Source organism: Syntrophales bacterium (assembly GCA_030018935.1).
Classification (GTDB): domain Bacteria; phylum Desulfobacterota; class Syntrophia; order Syntrophales; family CG2-30-49-12; genus CG2-30-49-12.
Genome location: JASEGZ010000039.1, coordinates 1 through 16,526, shown reverse-complemented (window position 1 = coordinate 16,526; position 16,526 = coordinate 1). Strand labels below are relative to the sequence as shown.

The window sequence follows — 16,526 nt, the reverse complement described above, 5'->3', positions numbered from 1 at the left end:
TGCAGATCATCGTCTCAGAAGTACGGTGGTGTTTTCATCATCTATGATGTTCAGGATCCGGTTGTAGATATCGGCAAATGCTTCACCCGAGTTTTGGAAATAGTGCACCGTGCCATCTACACGCGAGGTGCGCAATCCGCCCGCCAACTGGAGCAACTCCACGTGGACCATTGCCTCCTGGCCTGCGAGAGGATTAAATTTTGCAGGATCCACAGGGACGTCAAAATAGTGGGGTATGGTGGCGATTTGCCAGATACTTCGCGGCTCTTTACATGCCTCGTAGGTAAGCTGCAGCCGGCGTTTGTGGTGCATCTCCAGGAAGGCGAGGCGTTCCCGCAGCTTTGCAATTGCCTTACCGTGGGCGGGCAGAACTAGGGCGATGTTTTCGAGACTTTTTATCTTTTTCAAGGCGCGCAGATAGGCAACGAGGTCGTCTGGATGTGGTGTAATGGGATAAAGCAATGTATCTCCGCATAGCATCAGAACCCCCGTCCCTTCTTCGTTTTGCACAAGGAGGGAAATACCCCCGGGAGAGTGACCCGCTGAATGACAAACTGATATCGCATCGCTCTTAAAGTCACCGATCCGGAGGGGTCCGTCACTGATAATAGGGTAATCAACACCCAGCGAAAGATCAACATCTTCCATTGTTGGCCTGTTCCGTGAATTTATACGGTTTTCCGGTAGCGGCATGCCCATTGCCCTGTACAGCGGCCTTCTTTCTATCCATACCTTCATCAGGCTCCACTTATTTGTTATCAGCCCTGAATCTAATACGTGGGCGGCCACCTTCGCTCCGGACATTTTGACAAGCTTTCTGCCGAGAAGATAATGGTCAAAGTGTCCATGGGTAAGCACAATGAAGCCAATATCCCTCACGTCATGTCCCGTAAGATTGATGGCGCTGAGGAGTTCCTGCTCGCTGTAGTCGTCAGACAAGGCCTCAATATGGTCCGGTATGGGCTGGTTCTGCCAGAAGTAGAAGAAGTTCTTCACCAGGCCTGTTGGTATCCCGGTGTCAACGAGGATCAGCGCCTCATCTTCGATAAGGTATTGGTTGGTGGGACCCGGTCCTATGATATCGGGGCAGAACGTCGTTATCTGGAATAGGCGGCGGCGCCGGCCCAGGCAATACTCAACCACACGGCCGCTTCCTGTGGGTTGATTGGCCCTGAGCAACTTTCCTGTTCGTTTCATAGCTTGAGCTTGCGTCTCATGGGAGTTAGTTCAGATTTTTTTCGCTATCTTACGGAAGTGATGTCCGTAAACCATGAGAGTCATGGCCTCGGGAAAGGATTTTCTATAAAATGTCATTGATTTGAAGAGCATTTTCCAGTAATACCACTGGGATGCGCCATTTCCGAGGATGCCGAGATAAAATATGGATTTAAGGAAGGCCTTAATCTGCACATATTCTATTCTTCTTCTTTTCCTGCAAGGTTTATAATGTTCCAGAAACTTGCAGACCCGTTGATAATAATGCCGGGGGCTGTAGATGGTTCTGACTATCCTTCTATAGCCCTCAATAAGTTTTTCCCTGTCCATCCGGGGGATGAAGTTGATACTACCATCGGTATTATTGCCAGATGAAGATGAGTCGAGGCGGTGTTCCTCTTTCAGTCGCTGCCAGAGCCTGGTATTCGGCAAGGCGTTTAACAGGCCAACCATGGCAGTCACGACCCCGGTTTCCTGGATAAACTTTATCTGTCTTGTGAAGATGCTTTCATTATCGTTGTCAAATCCGACGATATACCCCCCTGAAACCTGGAGACCTTTTGCCTGCAATTTTTTTATCGCCGCCCCTATGTCAAGCCCGCAGTTTTGATGCTTCGAGCATTCTTTCAGGCTATCCTCATCAGGTGTCTCTATGCCGATAAAAACACTCTCGAAGCCGGCTTCAACCATCAGATCAATTAATTTATCGTCATCAGCAATGTTTATCGAGGCCTCCGTTAAAAAAACAAAAGGATGATGGTGTGCCTTCATCCAGTTGATCACTTGGGGCAGCATCTTTTTGATTGCCTTTTTATTGCCGATAAAGTTGTCGTCAACGATAAAAACGCCGCCACGCCAGCCCGTATCGTAAATTGCCTGTAGCTCACCCAAAAACTGATCAATGCTCTTCAGGCGCGGGTTATGGCCGAACATCGCCGTAACATCACAAAAATCGCAATTGAAGGGACAACCACGGGAATACTGGATCATCAGGGAAGCATAATTTTTAACATTAATCAGATCCCAACGGGGAAAAGGTGTGAGCGTCAATGTGGGGAAGTCGGGAGAGCGATAAACTTTCTTCGGGTTGCCGTTTTTAAGGTCAGTTAGAAACGGAGGCAGGGTATGTTCTGCCTCATTCAAGATCAGATGATCTACCAGATGTATATATTCCTCCGGGGTGCTATTGAAAAGGGGTCCTCCGGCAATGACTTTCTTCCCCAGGTGCTGGCACCGGTGCAAAATTTCGTGGACCGATTCTTTCTGGACTAACATGGCGCTGATCATCACATAGTCGGCCCATTCGAGGTCTCTCTCCTTGACCTTTTTTACATTCAAATCAATGAGGCGAACGTTCCAGTCATCAGGAAGCATAGCCGCTACCGTCATCAACCCTAAAGGAGGAAAGGTAGCTTTCTTCGATATATACTTCAAGATATATTTAAAACTCCAGAACGTAACCGGATACCGGGGGTAGACCATTAAAATGTTCATGATAATCTCCTTGTATGTCTCTTACTATCACACTTATCACCGGGGATGTGAGAATGTTTCTCTAATACTGCAACCTATCCGGGAGCAGGGCCGGAAGTAATAAAAAAACCGCATCAGCTTTTGCATCGGCATGCGGCCTTTTCCCTTTGCCAGTGAGAAATTCTTTACAACTCATCCATGTAAGTCTAAGTTGTTTTAAATAAGGATGTCAAGGTATATTTATATTGCGGGCAAAAGGAAATGAACTACCCCGCCGCAAGCCGCGGGGTATTGGACCCGACAAGGAATAAAAACTTGCTATTTCCAGGATCAGTGGGTATATGATAAGGGAAATTTAGGTCTGAGAAGGTAGAATACAGAAATTAGGATGAAGGTGAGATACGTAACGACAAAATCGGCATCTGATCGTGGAAGGTTCATCTCGATGGTGTCTGTCATTATTTTGTTGTTGCTGACCGTTTCTTCCCTGGAAGGAAAAGAAAAGTTTCCGCCGCCGCGGGGCGCCGTCAACGATTTCGCCGGGGTCATCCCTTCCCCCTATGTAAACCAGATGGAGAGCCTTGCCCGGGAGGTTCTGGAAAAAACAGGGACCTCGGTTATCGTCGCCACCATGGAGACTATCGGGGATAACGACCCTGACGATTATGCCAACCAGTTATACGAGGTCTGGGGTATCGGGAAGAAAGGGGAAGACAAAGGCGTCCTGATTTTTCTTGCCGTCAGGGAAAGAAAGATCAGGATCGAGACGGGATATGGGGTGGAAGGTATCCTTCCTGACGGACTCGTGGGCGAGATCCTCGACAGAGCCGTAATTCCCTATCTTAAAACTGGGGATTACGGCAAGGGACTTACCAATGCCATGATTGCCGTATCGTCCGTTGTCGCAAAGGCGGCTGATATTTCCCTGACGGGCAGTCCCACTATCAGTCAGCCGCTAACAAAAAGGCCAAGACGGGGCAGCAGTTTATTCCCCCTGCTCCTTCTGCTCCTCATCATGATCCCCCTCCTCGGCACGAGGCAGGGACGGGCCCTACTTCCCCTGCTTCTCCTGATGTTTTTAAGCGGCGGCGGCAGAGGCGGGGGAGGCGGATTCGGGAGCTTTGGCGGTGGTTTTGGAGGTTTTGGCGGCGGGAGCAGCGGCGGCGGCGGGGCTGGCCGGGGATTTTAAGAAGGGTATAAACAAGCAATCAGCAATCAGCAGTCAGCAAAACAAACACAAAAAAAAGCTGAAAGCTAAAGAAGGGTAAGACAATGACTAAGATACCTAAAAAACCGGAAGAGATATTTTCAGAAATTACCGATGACTTCAGGAAGGCATTCGGGGATGACCTCCTTTCTGTCATCCTTTATGGGAGTGGCGCCGGCGGGGGTTACGTTCCGGGAAAATCAGATCTCAATTTTCTCATGATCCTTTCCGAGGAAGGGATAGATGATCTGGGGCGAGGCATGGGAACCGTTGCCCGATGGAGAAAGAGGAAGGTGGCGATCCCACTCTTTATGACAAAGTCATATATCACATCTTCCCTTGATTCATATCCCATTGAATTTCTCAACATCAAGAGAAATCATGTTCTCGTTTTTGGTGAAAATGTCCTGAGTGAATTACCCATTGATTCGCACTATCTCAGACTGCAAGTGGAAAGGGAACTGAAGGGGAAGCTTCTCCTTCTGCGGGAAGGTTTTCTGGAAACGGAAGGGCGGATAAAGCAGATACGGCATCTGATAGAGGTTTCCCTGACCGCTTTTATCTCCATCTTTAACGCCCTTCTGTATCTGAAGGATCTCGAAATACCCCTGGGGAAGAGAGAGGTCATCAGAGCGGTGGGTAAGGCATTTTCCGTTGATCCCGATATTTTCCTGAAATGCGCAGACATCAAGGAAGGTGTAGGTAGTTTTTCGTCCTCAGATATTCAGGCAATTTTCAGGACCTACTTGAGGGAAGTTAGAAAACTATCAAAAATTGTTGACGGCATGGAAGTTTGATGCTTTATTGGCAGCCAGCCATGCAGTCATAAGAATAACAGGAGGTACAGCACGTGACAAAAGGAAAAAGAAATCTCATCATTGCGATTGTTGTTATCCTTGTGTTTGTTATTTCCCTCTACTCTTTTTTCAAGGGGACTTACAACACCTTCGTTTCGATGGATGAGGCCGTAAGGGGAGCGTGGGCGCAGGTGGAAAATCAACTGCAGAGGCGATATGACCTGATTCCGAATCTTGTAGAGACGGTCAAGGGTTATGCCAGGCATGAAAAGGACGTGTTTATCGAGGTCACGAAGGCAAGGGCAAAGGTGGGTGGTGCAGCGAAGGTATCCGATAAGATCAGCGCTAATAATGAATTGTCCTCTGCTTTGAGCAGATTACTCGTCGTGGTGGAAAGGTATCCTGACCTAAAGGCCAACCAGAATTTCATCCGCCTTCAGGATGAATTGGCGGGGACGGAGAACCGGATTGCCGTCGAGAGAAGGCGATATAATGATGCGGTCAAGACGTACAATGTGGCGATCAGAAGCTTTCCGGCCAATCTTTTAGCAGGTATGTTTGGTTTTGAGAAGGCAACCTTCTTTGAGGCGCCCGCAGCGGCCAAGGCCACCCCACAGGTCAAATTTTAACACCAGAGCAAGTTCACGTCATGGCGTACTCTGTGCCTTTGCGGTGAAAAAGTCTAACCGCACAGCTCCAGATCTTGTGCGTAAATTTCTTCCTCTCACCATCACCATTATCATGAATTCCTTGAGGAAAATAGAATAAATGGGAAGAATTTTGAGACATGTTCTCGGCTGGTTTTTTGTGGCGCTGGGTATCATAGGGCTTTTTTTGCCCTTACTTCAGGGAATCCTTTTTATTTTGGTGGGTGTAATTATTCTGGCGCCAGAAATACCTTTGTTCCGTAAGCTTCTGTCTGAACTTCGGCGCAGATATCCTCTGGTATTTGGAAAGGCGGAGCGGTTTAAAGAAAATACCAGTCGGTGCATACAAAAACTAAGTAGATATAAACACAAGAAATAACCCGGTTGAAGGAACCACTGCCTTTATTTACCAGCCCCCGATTTCCGCCAAAATGAATCTTGAACTATAAATGTTTCCATGGTAGAAGAGATCAAAAAACACAGGTTCATTTTTATTCGGGAGATAAAGTTATGAAATATTTATGTCGCATAGCGACACAAAGGACAGTGAAAAAAGCTTTTATTATATGTTTGTTTGCTCTAATAGCAGTATCCGGACAACTATGGGCGAAGGAAAAAACGACGCTTGCCGTTCTGCCATTCTCTGTCCACAGTGCAGAAAATATTGATTATCTACACCAGGGCATATGGGATATGCTGTCCTCCCGTATCGCTGCCGATGGCAAGATAGAGGTGATCAGCAAGGATGCAGTCATTGATGCCCTGAAAGGAACAGGAGAAAAAGAACTGACTCTCACAGATGTTTATGGTCTGGGAAAGAAAATGAGTGTAGATTTTGTTGTCTGGGGTAGTATTACAAAGATTGGCAACAGCTTGAGCATAGACGGAAAGCTTGTAGACATCACCACTTATAAATCACCGGTAGGTATCTTTACCCAGTCTCAGGGTATGGATGAGGTCATACCGAAGATCAGCGATTTTGCCCAGAGGATCAATTACCATATTCTGGGTGCACCTTCTCCTCCAACTTCTGACCTTTCTCCCGTGACGTCGCCACTCCCCATGCCTCAACAGCCCACACCGCAGTACACCCGGGAAAGTGAAATTATATCAGGGATGAAAACCAGTAAAAAAGGCACCTTTACCTCGGTAATCAATCCCGATTTTATAAATGCGGCACAACCTCTCGACAGGAAAGGATTCTGGATGAGCCAGAAGTATCCGACCGAATTTAAAGGTATGGATATCGGTGATGTCAATAAAGATGGTTTAAATGAAGTGGTAGTCATTGATAGTCATAATGTCATGATATATCAGAAAAAAGGGAAGGATTTTAATTTACTCCAACAGATATCCGGAAAGTCTTATGATAACTATCTCGCCGTAGATGTAGCCGATATTAATCAGGATGGTGTAAAGGAGATATTTGTCACCAGTTTGAGAGGAAACATGGTGAACTCCTTTGTCCTTGAATTTAAGATGGGAAGATTTGTTGAAATTGCCTCGAATCTACGCTGGTTTTTGAGGGTCATTGATTCTTCCTCGGATACTCCTCTGCTGTTGGGACAGAGAATGGGAAGTGATAAGGCGTTTGATACTCCTATTTACGAGATCGTCTGGGTACATGGCAAATACAGGGAAGGTAGGAAAATGAAGATTCCAGAGGGGCTTTCTATCTATGGCCTTACCATGGAAAGTTTAGGGGCCGGTGGGGGCAGGAGAATAATTGCCCTTGATAGCACTGACCATCTCTGTATCTATGAAGAAACGGACAAGCCCCTTGCAAAGATCCATGTTTTCGGTGGGAGTAATGAATTGCTCTGGAAGGGTGATGACGTCTTTGGGGGAAGCAACAACTACTTTGAAAAGACTATCACTGAGCGATACAATAAGAACGATAAATACACCTATCTAAATGTAAGAATTCTGACCCATGACATTAACAAAGATGGGAAAAAAGAGATTATTATCGTAAAGAATCTATCTTCTGTGGGGAGGATTTTCAAGAATTTGAGGCTTTTCACCTCCAGTGAGATATACAATCTCGAATGGGATGGTCTCGGTCTGGCGGAAAACTGGAGGACAAGGAAGATCAATGGGTATGCTGCTGACTATCAGCTCAAGGATATTGACAATGATGGGCAAGATGAAATTGTGCTGGCGCTTGTATTATCAGGCGGCAAAAGCGCCATTGTGGCTTATAAACTGAATGTTCAATAGTGGTTGACAATTTAATAAAATTATTGTAAATAATATTTCTGTTATTGAGGCGGTGTAGCTCAGACGGTTAGAGCATACGGCTCATATCCGTAGTGTCCGGGGTTCGATTCCCTGCACCGCCACCATTAAAGTGCAAAAGCCTGGCCCTTTGCCAGGTTTTTTTGTGTATTCGTATGAGATCCCTTGAAAGCGATGAATTGTTCCCTCTTTAAGATTATCAGAAAATGACCATCATGGATCTTTCATTACCGTTACAAAAAGACGAATTTCTTGAGCTAATCGTAGAAAAGCTCGGCAGTACCCCCCTTGATTTTTCCGAAAGGATGCAATTTATCAAGAAAAGCTGGCAGACTAACGAAGTTCACCAGGCTGCCGGGGTTCTACTTCCTTTACGTTTCAGGGAAAACCCATCAGATGGGCCAGAAGGAAGGGAATTTACTTTCCAGCTCATTAAACGTTCTCCAACTGTTGCGCAACCTGGAGACCTCAGTTGTCCCGGTGGCTTGCTGCACCGCTTCCTGGATCCCATTTTGAGACCATTTGTCACAAGCGGGTTGGTGCCAATTTTACAGGGTAACGCGCTAAAGTATGCCCGGAAAAGAGACGCCGAAACCTTCAGGGTAATGACCCTCTTCCTGACCAACGCCTCAAGGGAATCATGGGAAGAGATAAGACTCAGTCCCTGGAATGTCCTTTTTTTAGGTCCTCTGCCTACCTATTCCCTTACCCTCTACAGACGGACGATCTTCCCTCTCGTCGGATTTGTGAAGAATTCATGGCCGATTCGACTCAACCCAGAGGTTGACAGGGTTGTAGAAATTCCATTGAATGCGTTTTTCAAAGAAGGGAACTACGGACTTTTTTACCCCCTTGGGGCTTCCGATCAAGCAGAACCAGACCAGCAAGGGTCGTATTATCCATGCTTTATTTACAGGGATGATGAGGGCGGGGAAGAGATACTCTGGGGAGCGACCTTTAAGATTATCATCAGTTTTTTACAGATCGTTCTTGACTACAAACTTCCAGATATGCATGCAAAAAAGATGATAAAAATGCAGCGCCATCCCCGTTACCTGGAGATGATTAAAAACCGTTCAAGGGATCAACTCCACAGGAGTAAATGTAATGATGCTGCGACATAATTCTGTCCTACATAAGCCGGTTACCCGGAATGATGGGACGGACTATTATAAGGTAATGGATACTCCTCATATATTCCAGAAACGCTTGGGATGAGCAGTGCAGTGGTGCCGGACTCCAGATTGTATTCCGCAACCGCATTTAGCCACTTGCATATATGCTCAGGCAGGCTACCGTCCTTTCTGTATGATTCGATCTCATCGAATAACTGGTTGAGTGCTGATGGCTTGCACAAAAGTACAGGACAGCCGGCCGAACCAAAAGGTATTGACCTCGTTGCATTAATTAAAGCAGACTTGAGGAGTTCATCGAGTGGTTTTTCTAATATATTCCCCAATTTAAAGCTACTCTTATGTTTCGTCTCACAACACAAATATGCCGTGCCGTCTGGCCCAATGTTCAGCCAGAGGGTAGACGCAAGGCACTTACCGTACGCATTTGGACTGTACTTGTTCAAATCCCTAAAGCGTTGCCATGAGATAAATATATGCCTAGCCACCCCCTTTTCCTTGAACTGCTGTGCCGCTTTTTTGAGCATGTTAAAATCCGCATCCCCACCCTTGAAGTATGCGTTGTGAGGTTCTCCGCCGGGCCAGTACTTCACGGCAGGACGAATAGCCACGTAGTCGAATGGCCCTACTTTATGTAGCCACTTGCTCAACGTCACCGCAGATCTTTCAAGATTAGACAACGTTTTATCAGAAACCAAGAAAGATGCACCAATTCTGGTACTGAACCCGTTTCTTGCCCTTAGTCCGAGCAATTGCCTTGTGTTGTACTCCACGTCCTCCATCGCCTTCCTCTGATCCTTCCTAAGGCCATGAATAGCCATATAGTTCTCAACGGAGGAAACATCATCCAGTGAAATGCGGATCTCAGAAACACCCCGAGACATCAGATGGTAAGCACGTAAGTCATTCAACAATAAACCATTCGTGTATAAAGTCACCAGCATCTTGTGATGCCTACAGCGCTCTGCCACAGCTTCAACACAGTTGGACTCAAGTGGTTCTCCGCCTCCGGTAAGAACAACGAGTCGGACCCCACTCTCTGCTATCTTATCAACTATAGCCAAGGCTTTTTTCTCGTCTTTGAGAATTTCCCCGGTTCTGTCTTGTCGGTATGGACACCAAGAACAATTGTAGGGGCAGTAAAGCGAGGCATCAAATTCTGCGGCAACCGGGGCTAACTGGACGTAATTCCCTTTTTTGACGTTTTCTACGTTACCCGTAGTTGCCCAAAGATACGATAGGCCATAAACGGGTCTTTCGGCAGGCAACCATGCACCCGGGCTGAATGGGTCAGGTTTTAAGATAGGTGTTATGTCTTTCTCGGGAAGAGGGTATCCTACAGCTCCTGCGAGGACATCTCCTGATATCTCGTCGATTTTCTCTGCCTGAACAACTGCTATGATATTTGGCGAGTGTAAGGAAAACTTGGCAAGGTATGCAGGATCCAGTGCCACCTTTACGGTACCGAGCGTGGCGGATCCGTGGATACCCCAGCAAAGAAAGAAGAACTGTTGGTCAACTTTGAATCTCACGAGTAGTCCCCTGTCAATATTCTCCTGTGGCCGCTCATCCTGTGGAGAGTACAGTGTTTCGGATCCGAGAAAGGGAATGGGGATTTGATATTGTTTTCTTTTGAATTCAGGATTGTACAACAGTTCTATGCCCATCTTCTTGTGGTAACAGCGATAAAACCAACTTGAAACGGGATTGCCACCAATCCAAGGATCGTCCACGACTTGGTTGGTGGTAGGGTCGAGTTTTGGACCACACACAAGTATAATTATACCATCTCTTGGCACGGGATGGTCTGCATTGAAGAGTTCGGACACCTCTTTTCTTTGGCAGTCGAATCCTAATTTTACCAAGTTTCGTTGCAGGAGTTCAACTGTTTTGGCATCTTCATCTGATAAATAGTAGCCAATTTTTTCTGTCCTATCCACTCTCGGATTCGGATAGGTCGGATAAAAAATGTAGGCTTTCTTCGATCTTCCTTCTGGTACTCCCCAGAATTGTGACAGAATTCTCCGATGCCTCCAGTCTCGGAGGAACAGATATATTTTCTTGCCAAAGAAAAGGAGATTCGCGGTAACGCTTATTAATAGCATTATGATTATCTCTTTAAATTCCACGATAACTTCCCCCGCTCAACATGGCCAAGCGGCCAGTCTCATCCGATTATGTTTACAAGTTAAGAGTTTCACGGCACGTGGGCTTTGGTGATGTATGTTCGATTAACATCTTTGGTCTTATCCTCATTAACTGGGAATAGTTTCCTTCTTTGACGTTTTTTACGTTATCCGTAGTTGCCCAAAGATACGAAAGGCCATAAACGGGTCTTTCGGTAGACAACCATTTCCCCGGGCTAAATGGGGCCGGTTTTTCGATATACAAGTATGGCCTCATTAGGAAAATGAAGAGGGTATCCTACCGCTTTTACTTGGACATTCCCTGACGTGATTTTTTCCGCCTCAACAACCGCCATGATGTCTGGCTGGTCTAAAGGAAACGTAGCGAGGTGTGCAGGATTTAGTGCCACCTTTGCGGTACCGAGCGTGGCGGATCCGTGGATACCCCAGCAGAGAAAGAAGAACTGTTCGCCAACTTTGAATCTCACGAGTAGTCCCCTGTCAATATTCTTCTGTGGCTGCTCATCCTGTGGGGAGTACAGTATCTTGAATCCGGGGAATGGAATAGGAATGTGATATTGTTTATGTTTGTTACAATCGTGTAACAGATTCATGCCCATCGCCTTATGGTAAAGCTGATAAAACCAACTCGAAACGGGATTGCCGCCAATACTCGGATCGTTTACGACTTGGTTGGTGGTAGGGTCGAGTTTTGGACCACATACAAGTATAATTATACCATCAGTCGGGAAATTATGGTCTGTATCGAAGTGCTGGACCGGCTTTTCTGAGCAGGCGAATCCCCATTTACTCAAGTTTTGTTTCAGGAAATCAACTGCTTCCTTATCTTCAAGTGATATATAGTTGTCACTCTCCCCTATCCTGTCCACTCTCTCAATCGGATAGGTCGGGTAGAAAATGTAGGCTTTCTTCAATTTTCCTTTTGGTACCTTCCAGAATTGTAACAGAATTCTCCGAGGCCTCCAGTCTCGGAGGAACAGCTTTTTTGTCTTGTCACTGGAAATGAGTTTAGCGATAAAGCTTATTACTATTATGAATGCTCTTATGAATATCGAATTATCTTCCACGACAACCCCCGCTCAACATGGCCAAGCGGCCAATCTCACTCGAGCGTATCTATGAGTCAAAAGTTTTTTACGGCACGGCGGCTTTGGTGATGTATGTTCGATTAACATCTTTGGTGTTATCCTTAATAATCCTTAATCCTTTAATGCTTCCGGAATTGTGACTGAAGGGAATGTTTGAAGTATTTCACGAACCCTTCTCTTAATCTCTTGCTTCAACTGTTCAGAGTCTGCTTCAACCCGCACGGTTAAATATGGATTAGTATTAGATGCTCTTATCAATGCCCATCCATTTGAAAAATTTATTCTAATACCGTCAATTGTAACTGAATCGGGATATTGAGATAAGAAAAAAGAACTTACACTGTCAACAACTTGAAACTTATCTTCATCAGGACAGTCTACTTTGATCTCCTGAGTTATAAAGTAATGTCGCAGACCGATAAAATGATCCGACAGCCGTTTATCATCCTTGCTAAGAATATCCAGTATGCGAAGTGATGCTTGAATGCCATCGTCATAGACAAAGGAATCTTCTCCAAAAAACATATGGCCGCTAATCTCTCCTCCAAACAAGATGTTTTCCTCGCGCATTTTTTTCTTTATGAGAGAATGCCCGGTCTTATAGAGAAATGGGATACCACCATGAGCTTTTATATCATCATAAACATTTTTGGAGCACTTGACGTCAAAGAGCACCCTTTCACCGGGGTGTCGCTGAAGAAAGTCTCTGGCCAGCAGAATAAGGATGAAGTCGCTTTCATAATGTTGTTCTTTTTCATCAACGATTCCTATCCTATCACCATCGCCATCATAAGCTAAACCGATATCCGCCTCGTTCTCTTTAACTTTATTTTTGAGATCTCGCAAGTTTTCTTCCATTTCCGGATCAGGTAAATGATGAGGGAAAGTACCGTCAGATTCGCAATAAAGTTCAATAACGTCACATCCTATTTCTCGCAGCAGTTGTGGAGCGTAAATGCCTGCTATTCCATTACCTGCATCCACAACAACCTTAATTTTTTTTCGGAGGTTGACCTTGCTCTTGAGAAAATCATAATATTCGGTCTTTATTTCCTTCTGCTCGATCTTTCCTTTGCCCTGAATAAAGGTCTCTTCTTCAACTATTTGCTTAATCACCTGAATTTCTTCTTCTGCAACGGGTGATGCGTCTCTTTTAGTCATCTTAAAACCATTATATTCTATTGGATTATGGCTGCCTGTAACATTAACACCACCATGAAGTTTCCATTTAGCAACGGCAAAATAAAGCATTGGAGAGAGACTGAGTCCGATGTCAATGATATTACAACCTGTAGATAGTAATCCGTTAATAAATGCTTCCTGTAAATATTCAGAACTCAAACGGTTATCTTTCCCAATTGCTATCTCATTCCCTTCAATTTTCTGTATATATGTCCCAAATGCTTTTCCTATCAACAATGCAATGTCTGGGGTTAAGTCAGTTCCTACCTTGCCACGGATATCATAGGCTCTAAATATAAGAGGATTAAGAAAAGGCTTCATCAATAACATCTCCTCGTGAGTTTTATTACTCATAATATTATTCGGCAAAAAAATCAATAGTCCTTTGATTATTCGTTACCGATCAGGGGGAAATACTCTGAGGAGATGAGCGGTCACCTGTCCTTTGCTGATAGATACTTCGGTTACGACGATGCTATATATGCCGCTATAAGGCTGCTCGAAATCCTCTCCATGTCCGGTCAAAAGATCAGCGAAATTCTCTCCGATGTTCCACGGACCTTTACAACTCCTGAAATCAGGGTGGACTGCCCCGATCATATTAAATTTCAAGTAGTTGAAGAGGTCAAAGCCCACTTCAAAAAAGACTACAAAATCATTGATATTGATGGTGTGCGCATTCCCTTTGAGGATGGCTGGGGGTTGTTACGGCCATCTAATACCCAACCCGTCGTCGTCCTTCGTTTTGAGGCAACCACAGAGGAACGTCTCCATGTCATAAGGACGATGATCGAAGAGGCGCTAAACAATATTATGAAAAGGTATTTGTAGTAAGACATGGGGGTCAGCCAGGAAGACATGGAAGACATGGGGGGGACATGGGCAGAGGGGGACATGGGTGGGACATGGTGGGACATGGGGGTCAGCCATTGACAAGGGACAGATATTGGGATAATATACCTGCATATTCCTCTACACAATAGGAGGTTCTTATGGCACGACCGTTGCGCATCGAATATGAAGGGGCTTTCCACCACATCACGGCACGTGGCAATGAGCGGAAAAGGATTTTTCTCTCTAACAGGACTTTCAGAGATATTCGGCCATTTAGTCTTATTTCGCTGAATAATTAAATAGTTACACCTGGTTACCGCGTAGAACCTATCTGTATCTCCCCCAATATCCCCGTCTAATTCCCAATTTTATTGGCTTTTCGTGACTTTTTTTGCTTGACATGTAGAACCTATATGCTATGATCCCTTCATGCCTCATCTCTATAAGAAAACCTTCAAGGGTAGAACCTACTGGTACGCACGAGAGGTCCACCGCGTTGACGGAAAGGTCCAGCTCAAGTGGCAGAAGTACCTCGGCACGATTGAGACTATCCTCGCAAAGCTCGAAGAATCCAAGGCCTCTGGAAAACCCGTCAAGCTGATAACCGAGTCTTTCGGCGCTCTCTTCCTGGCCCATGCCCTTGAACAGGAACTGGATACCATCGGCATCATCGATACCGTTGTGCCCAGAGCCCTCAGAGAAAAAGGCCCAACCGTGGGTGAGTACTTCTTCTACGCCTGGGCAAATCGCATGATCGCTCCCAAAAGCAAACGCGCTCTGGAAGACTGGTACCACAAAACCGCCATCCAGCATATCCGTCCCGTTGACCTCAAGGAGCTCACTTCAGAGCGGTATTGGGAAAAATGGAACCGGGTTTCCAAAAAGCAGATAGAAGAGATCGGTAAACGGATTCTTGCAGAACTTTGGAGCCAACGCCAACAAGCCCCGGAAACACTCCTTTTTGATACCACCAATTACTTTACCTATATGGCCTCCAAAACCGAATCTGAGCTGGCGGTGAGGGGCCACAATAAAGCGGGGAAGCATCATCTCCGCCAGGTGGGCGTGGGACTCTTGGTAGACCGGGCCACCTCTCTCCCCCTCTACTACACGCCCTATCCTGGGAATCTTCACGACTCAAAGCTCTTCCGCCGGATCATCGATGAAATCTTCGGGGTGATCCTGGGCTTTGCAGACGGAAGTAAAGAGCTTACCGTGGTCTTTGATAAAGACATGAACTCAGATGATAACCTGGCTCTTATCGATGAAAATCGCCAGGTCCACTTCATCACCACCTATTCCACCTACTTCGCCGAGGATCTGGCAAGCCTCGATCCTAAGCATTTTGAGGTCCTGGATACCCCCAAGAATCGTAGCCTGCTCATCGATGAGTGCCACACCGACCTGCTCAAAGCCTATCGCACCAACCTTAACCTGTGGGGGCGCGAACGGACGGTGGTTCTCACATTTAACCCCGTCACCAAACGGAAAAAGATGTACGATTTTATCAAGAAAATGGAGCGGCTTCGGGTGGAGCTGCTCGAATACCGCAGGAAATACCGGGAAAAAGAACCCCATTGGCGAAGCCCCAAGACCATCATCAACCGCTACCGCAACCTATGCGAAGACCTCCATATCAGCCACAGGTATTACCGGCTTGGGTTCACGGAACAGAACATGAGTTTCCGCAAAGATGCTTCAGAGGTGAGCGCTGCCCAGGCCATAATGGGCAAGCATCTCATTGTCACGGATAATCATGACTGGAGCACTGAGCAGATTGTCATCGCCTCCCTGGACCGCGCCCGCATAGAGCAACAGTTCCGAACAAGCAAAGCCTGTTGTCATGTGAGAGTCAACCCCATTTTTCACTGGACCGACAGCAATATCCGCTGCCATCTGCTCACCTGCGTTGTAGCCCTCACCTGCCTGCGGCTTCTAGAGCTCAAACTTGGCGGGGAACACAGCGCCAAAACCATCATGGAGGAGATGTCCCATCTGAACAGTGTCCTCTCCTGGCGCAAGGGGGCCGCAACCCCTGAATTCCAAATTGAAGACCCTAATGAGCTGCAATCTCAAATACTGGCTGCCCTCGGTTATCGGATAGAGAACGGTTCGGTTCTACAACTTCAGGCTTAATTTATTGAATAATTACAGCCTATTGAGACCTATTTGCCTAATCAACTCTGAAAGTCCTGTTTTAATGCTAAAATGGAACTATGGCCTGCAAGCTATACTAAATTAACAATGCCCTCTTTTCCATTTCCCAGAAGTTTCAGGAAATCACCAGCATTGTTGCCCCCGGTAACTATCAGAATATCGTCTATCCCTGCATTGACGAGGGCCTGAATGGGGTAGTATATCATAGGCTTATCATGAACTGGTAAAAGATGTTTATTTGTAACCTTTGTTAATGGGTGCAATCGGGGTCCCAGCCAACCGGCCAATACAATGCCTTTTATATCTCTTTACCAACTTGCTTATTTGGTTCTTTGATATTTCCCAGATATTCAAGAAAGAATACAAGGAATACGCCTGCAAATAGGGATACAACGCCGGCGATCATTA

The 16,526-nt window shown here is 46.0% G+C and carries 13 protein-coding genes and 1 tRNA gene; 8 read left to right on the top strand and 6 right to left on the bottom strand.

The window, feature by feature from the left end; all coding sequences use genetic code 11:
• Positions 1-6: 6 nt before the first annotated feature.
• The gene (locus QMD03_07810) at positions 7-1,197 is read right to left on the bottom strand and encodes an MBL fold metallo-hydrolase (GenBank protein MDI6777124.1); all 1,191 of its coding nucleotides are present in this window, start codon (positions 1,195-1,197) and stop codon (positions 7-9) included.
• Positions 1,198-1,227: 30 nt separating this feature from the next.
• A complete protein-coding gene (locus QMD03_07805) occupies positions 1,228-2,709 on the bottom strand; it encodes a B12-binding domain-containing radical SAM protein (protein ID MDI6777123.1) in 1,482 nt (493 codons plus the stop codon).
• A 367-nt stretch (positions 2,710-3,076) separates the two neighbouring features.
• Here QMD03_07805 and QMD03_07800 point away from each other — a divergent pair, with 367 nt between their 5' ends.
• The 6 genes from QMD03_07800 (at position 3,077) to QMD03_07775 (ending at position 8,701) form a co-directional block, all read left to right on the top strand.
• A complete protein-coding gene (locus QMD03_07800; GenBank protein MDI6777122.1) occupies positions 3,077-3,877 on the top strand; it encodes a TPM domain-containing protein in 801 nt (266 codons plus the stop codon).
• An 83-nt stretch (positions 3,878-3,960) separates the two neighbouring features.
• A complete protein-coding gene (locus QMD03_07795; protein ID MDI6777121.1) occupies positions 3,961-4,692 on the top strand; it encodes a hypothetical protein in 732 nt (243 codons plus the stop codon).
• A gap of 53 nt (positions 4,693-4,745) precedes the next feature.
• A complete protein-coding gene (locus tag QMD03_07790) occupies positions 4,746-5,321 on the top strand; it encodes a LemA family protein (protein ID MDI6777120.1) in 576 nt (191 codons plus the stop codon).
• 528 nt (positions 5,322-5,849) lie between these two features.
• Positions 5,850-7,559 (top strand): FG-GAP-like repeat-containing protein, encoded by a 1,710-nt coding sequence (locus tag QMD03_07785; GenBank protein ID MDI6777119.1) that lies wholly within the window; start codon positions 5,850-5,852, stop codon positions 7,557-7,559.
• Between the two features lie 48 nt (positions 7,560-7,607).
• Positions 7,608-7,684: transfer RNA gene (locus QMD03_07780), tRNA-Met, on the top strand.
• 108 nt (positions 7,685-7,792) lie between these two features.
• Positions 7,793-8,701 carry a CoA pyrophosphatase gene (locus QMD03_07775; GenBank protein ID MDI6777118.1) on the top strand — a complete coding sequence of 303 codons (909 nt, stop codon included), beginning with the start codon at positions 7,793-7,795 and terminating at the stop codon, positions 8,699-8,701.
• Positions 8,702-8,721: 20 nt separating this feature from the next.
• Here the strand turns inward: QMD03_07775 and QMD03_07770 are convergent, their stop codons facing one another.
• The 3 genes from QMD03_07770 to QMD03_07760 all read right to left on the bottom strand — a co-directional run bounded on the left by QMD03_07770 (position 8,722) and on the right by QMD03_07760 (position 13,448).
• The gene (locus QMD03_07770) at positions 8,722-10,839 is read right to left on the bottom strand and encodes a radical SAM protein (protein ID MDI6777117.1); all 2,118 of its coding nucleotides are present in this window, start codon (positions 10,837-10,839) and stop codon (positions 8,722-8,724) included.
• Between the two features lie 233 nt (positions 10,840-11,072).
• Positions 11,073-11,924 carry a hypothetical protein gene (locus tag QMD03_07765; GenBank protein MDI6777116.1) on the bottom strand — a complete coding sequence of 284 codons (852 nt, stop codon included), beginning with the start codon at positions 11,922-11,924 and terminating at the stop codon, positions 11,073-11,075.
• 132 nt (positions 11,925-12,056) lie between these two features.
• Entirely contained in the window at positions 12,057-13,448 is a 1,392-nt protein-coding gene (locus tag QMD03_07760; protein ID MDI6777115.1) for a phosphomannomutase/phosphoglucomutase, read from the bottom strand.
• A gap of 105 nt (positions 13,449-13,553) precedes the next feature.
• Between QMD03_07760 and QMD03_07755 the strand changes: the two genes are divergently transcribed.
• Both QMD03_07755 and QMD03_07750 read left to right on the top strand, forming a co-directional pair.
• Positions 13,554-13,958 carry a hypothetical protein gene (locus tag QMD03_07755; GenBank protein ID MDI6777114.1) on the top strand — a complete coding sequence of 135 codons (405 nt, stop codon included), beginning with the start codon at positions 13,554-13,556 and terminating at the stop codon, positions 13,956-13,958.
• 432 nt (positions 13,959-14,390) lie between these two features.
• Positions 14,391-16,097: an IS1634 family transposase gene (locus tag QMD03_07750; protein ID MDI6777113.1), complete on the top strand. Its 1,707-nt coding sequence runs from the start codon at positions 14,391-14,393 to the stop codon at positions 16,095-16,097.
• Positions 16,098-16,189: 92 nt separating this feature from the next.
• Here the strand turns inward: QMD03_07750 and QMD03_07745 are convergent, their stop codons facing one another.
• The gene (locus QMD03_07745; protein ID MDI6777112.1) at positions 16,190-16,405 is read right to left on the bottom strand and encodes a sugar phosphate nucleotidyltransferase; all 216 of its coding nucleotides are present in this window, start codon (positions 16,403-16,405) and stop codon (positions 16,190-16,192) included.
• Between the last annotated feature and the right edge of the window lie 121 nt (positions 16,406-16,526).

Coding starts and splice junctions, on each gene's coding strand:
- QMD03_07810 (MDI6777124.1), bottom strand. CDS start 1,197: ATGAAACGAACAGGAAAGTTGCTCAGGGCCAATCAACCCACAGGAAGC.
- QMD03_07805 (MDI6777123.1), bottom strand. CDS start 2,709: ATGAACATTTTAATGGTCTACCCCCGGTATCCGGTTACGTTCTGGAGT.
- QMD03_07800 (MDI6777122.1), top strand. CDS start 3,077: ATGAAGGTGAGATACGTAACGACAAAATCGGCATCTGATCGTGGAAGG.
- QMD03_07795 (MDI6777121.1), top strand. CDS start 3,961: ATGACTAAGATACCTAAAAAACCGGAAGAGATATTTTCAGAAATTACC.
- QMD03_07785 (MDI6777119.1), top strand. CDS start 5,850: ATGAAATATTTATGTCGCATAGCGACACAAAGGACAGTGAAAAAAGCT.
- QMD03_07775 (MDI6777118.1), top strand. CDS start 7,793: ATGGATCTTTCATTACCGTTACAAAAAGACGAATTTCTTGAGCTAATC.
- QMD03_07760 (MDI6777115.1), bottom strand. CDS start 13,448: ATGAAGCCTTTTCTTAATCCTCTTATATTTAGAGCCTATGATATCCGT.
- QMD03_07755 (MDI6777114.1), top strand. CDS start 13,554: ATGAGCGGTCACCTGTCCTTTGCTGATAGATACTTCGGTTACGACGAT.
- QMD03_07750 (MDI6777113.1), top strand. CDS start 14,391: ATGCCTCATCTCTATAAGAAAACCTTCAAGGGTAGAACCTACTGGTAC.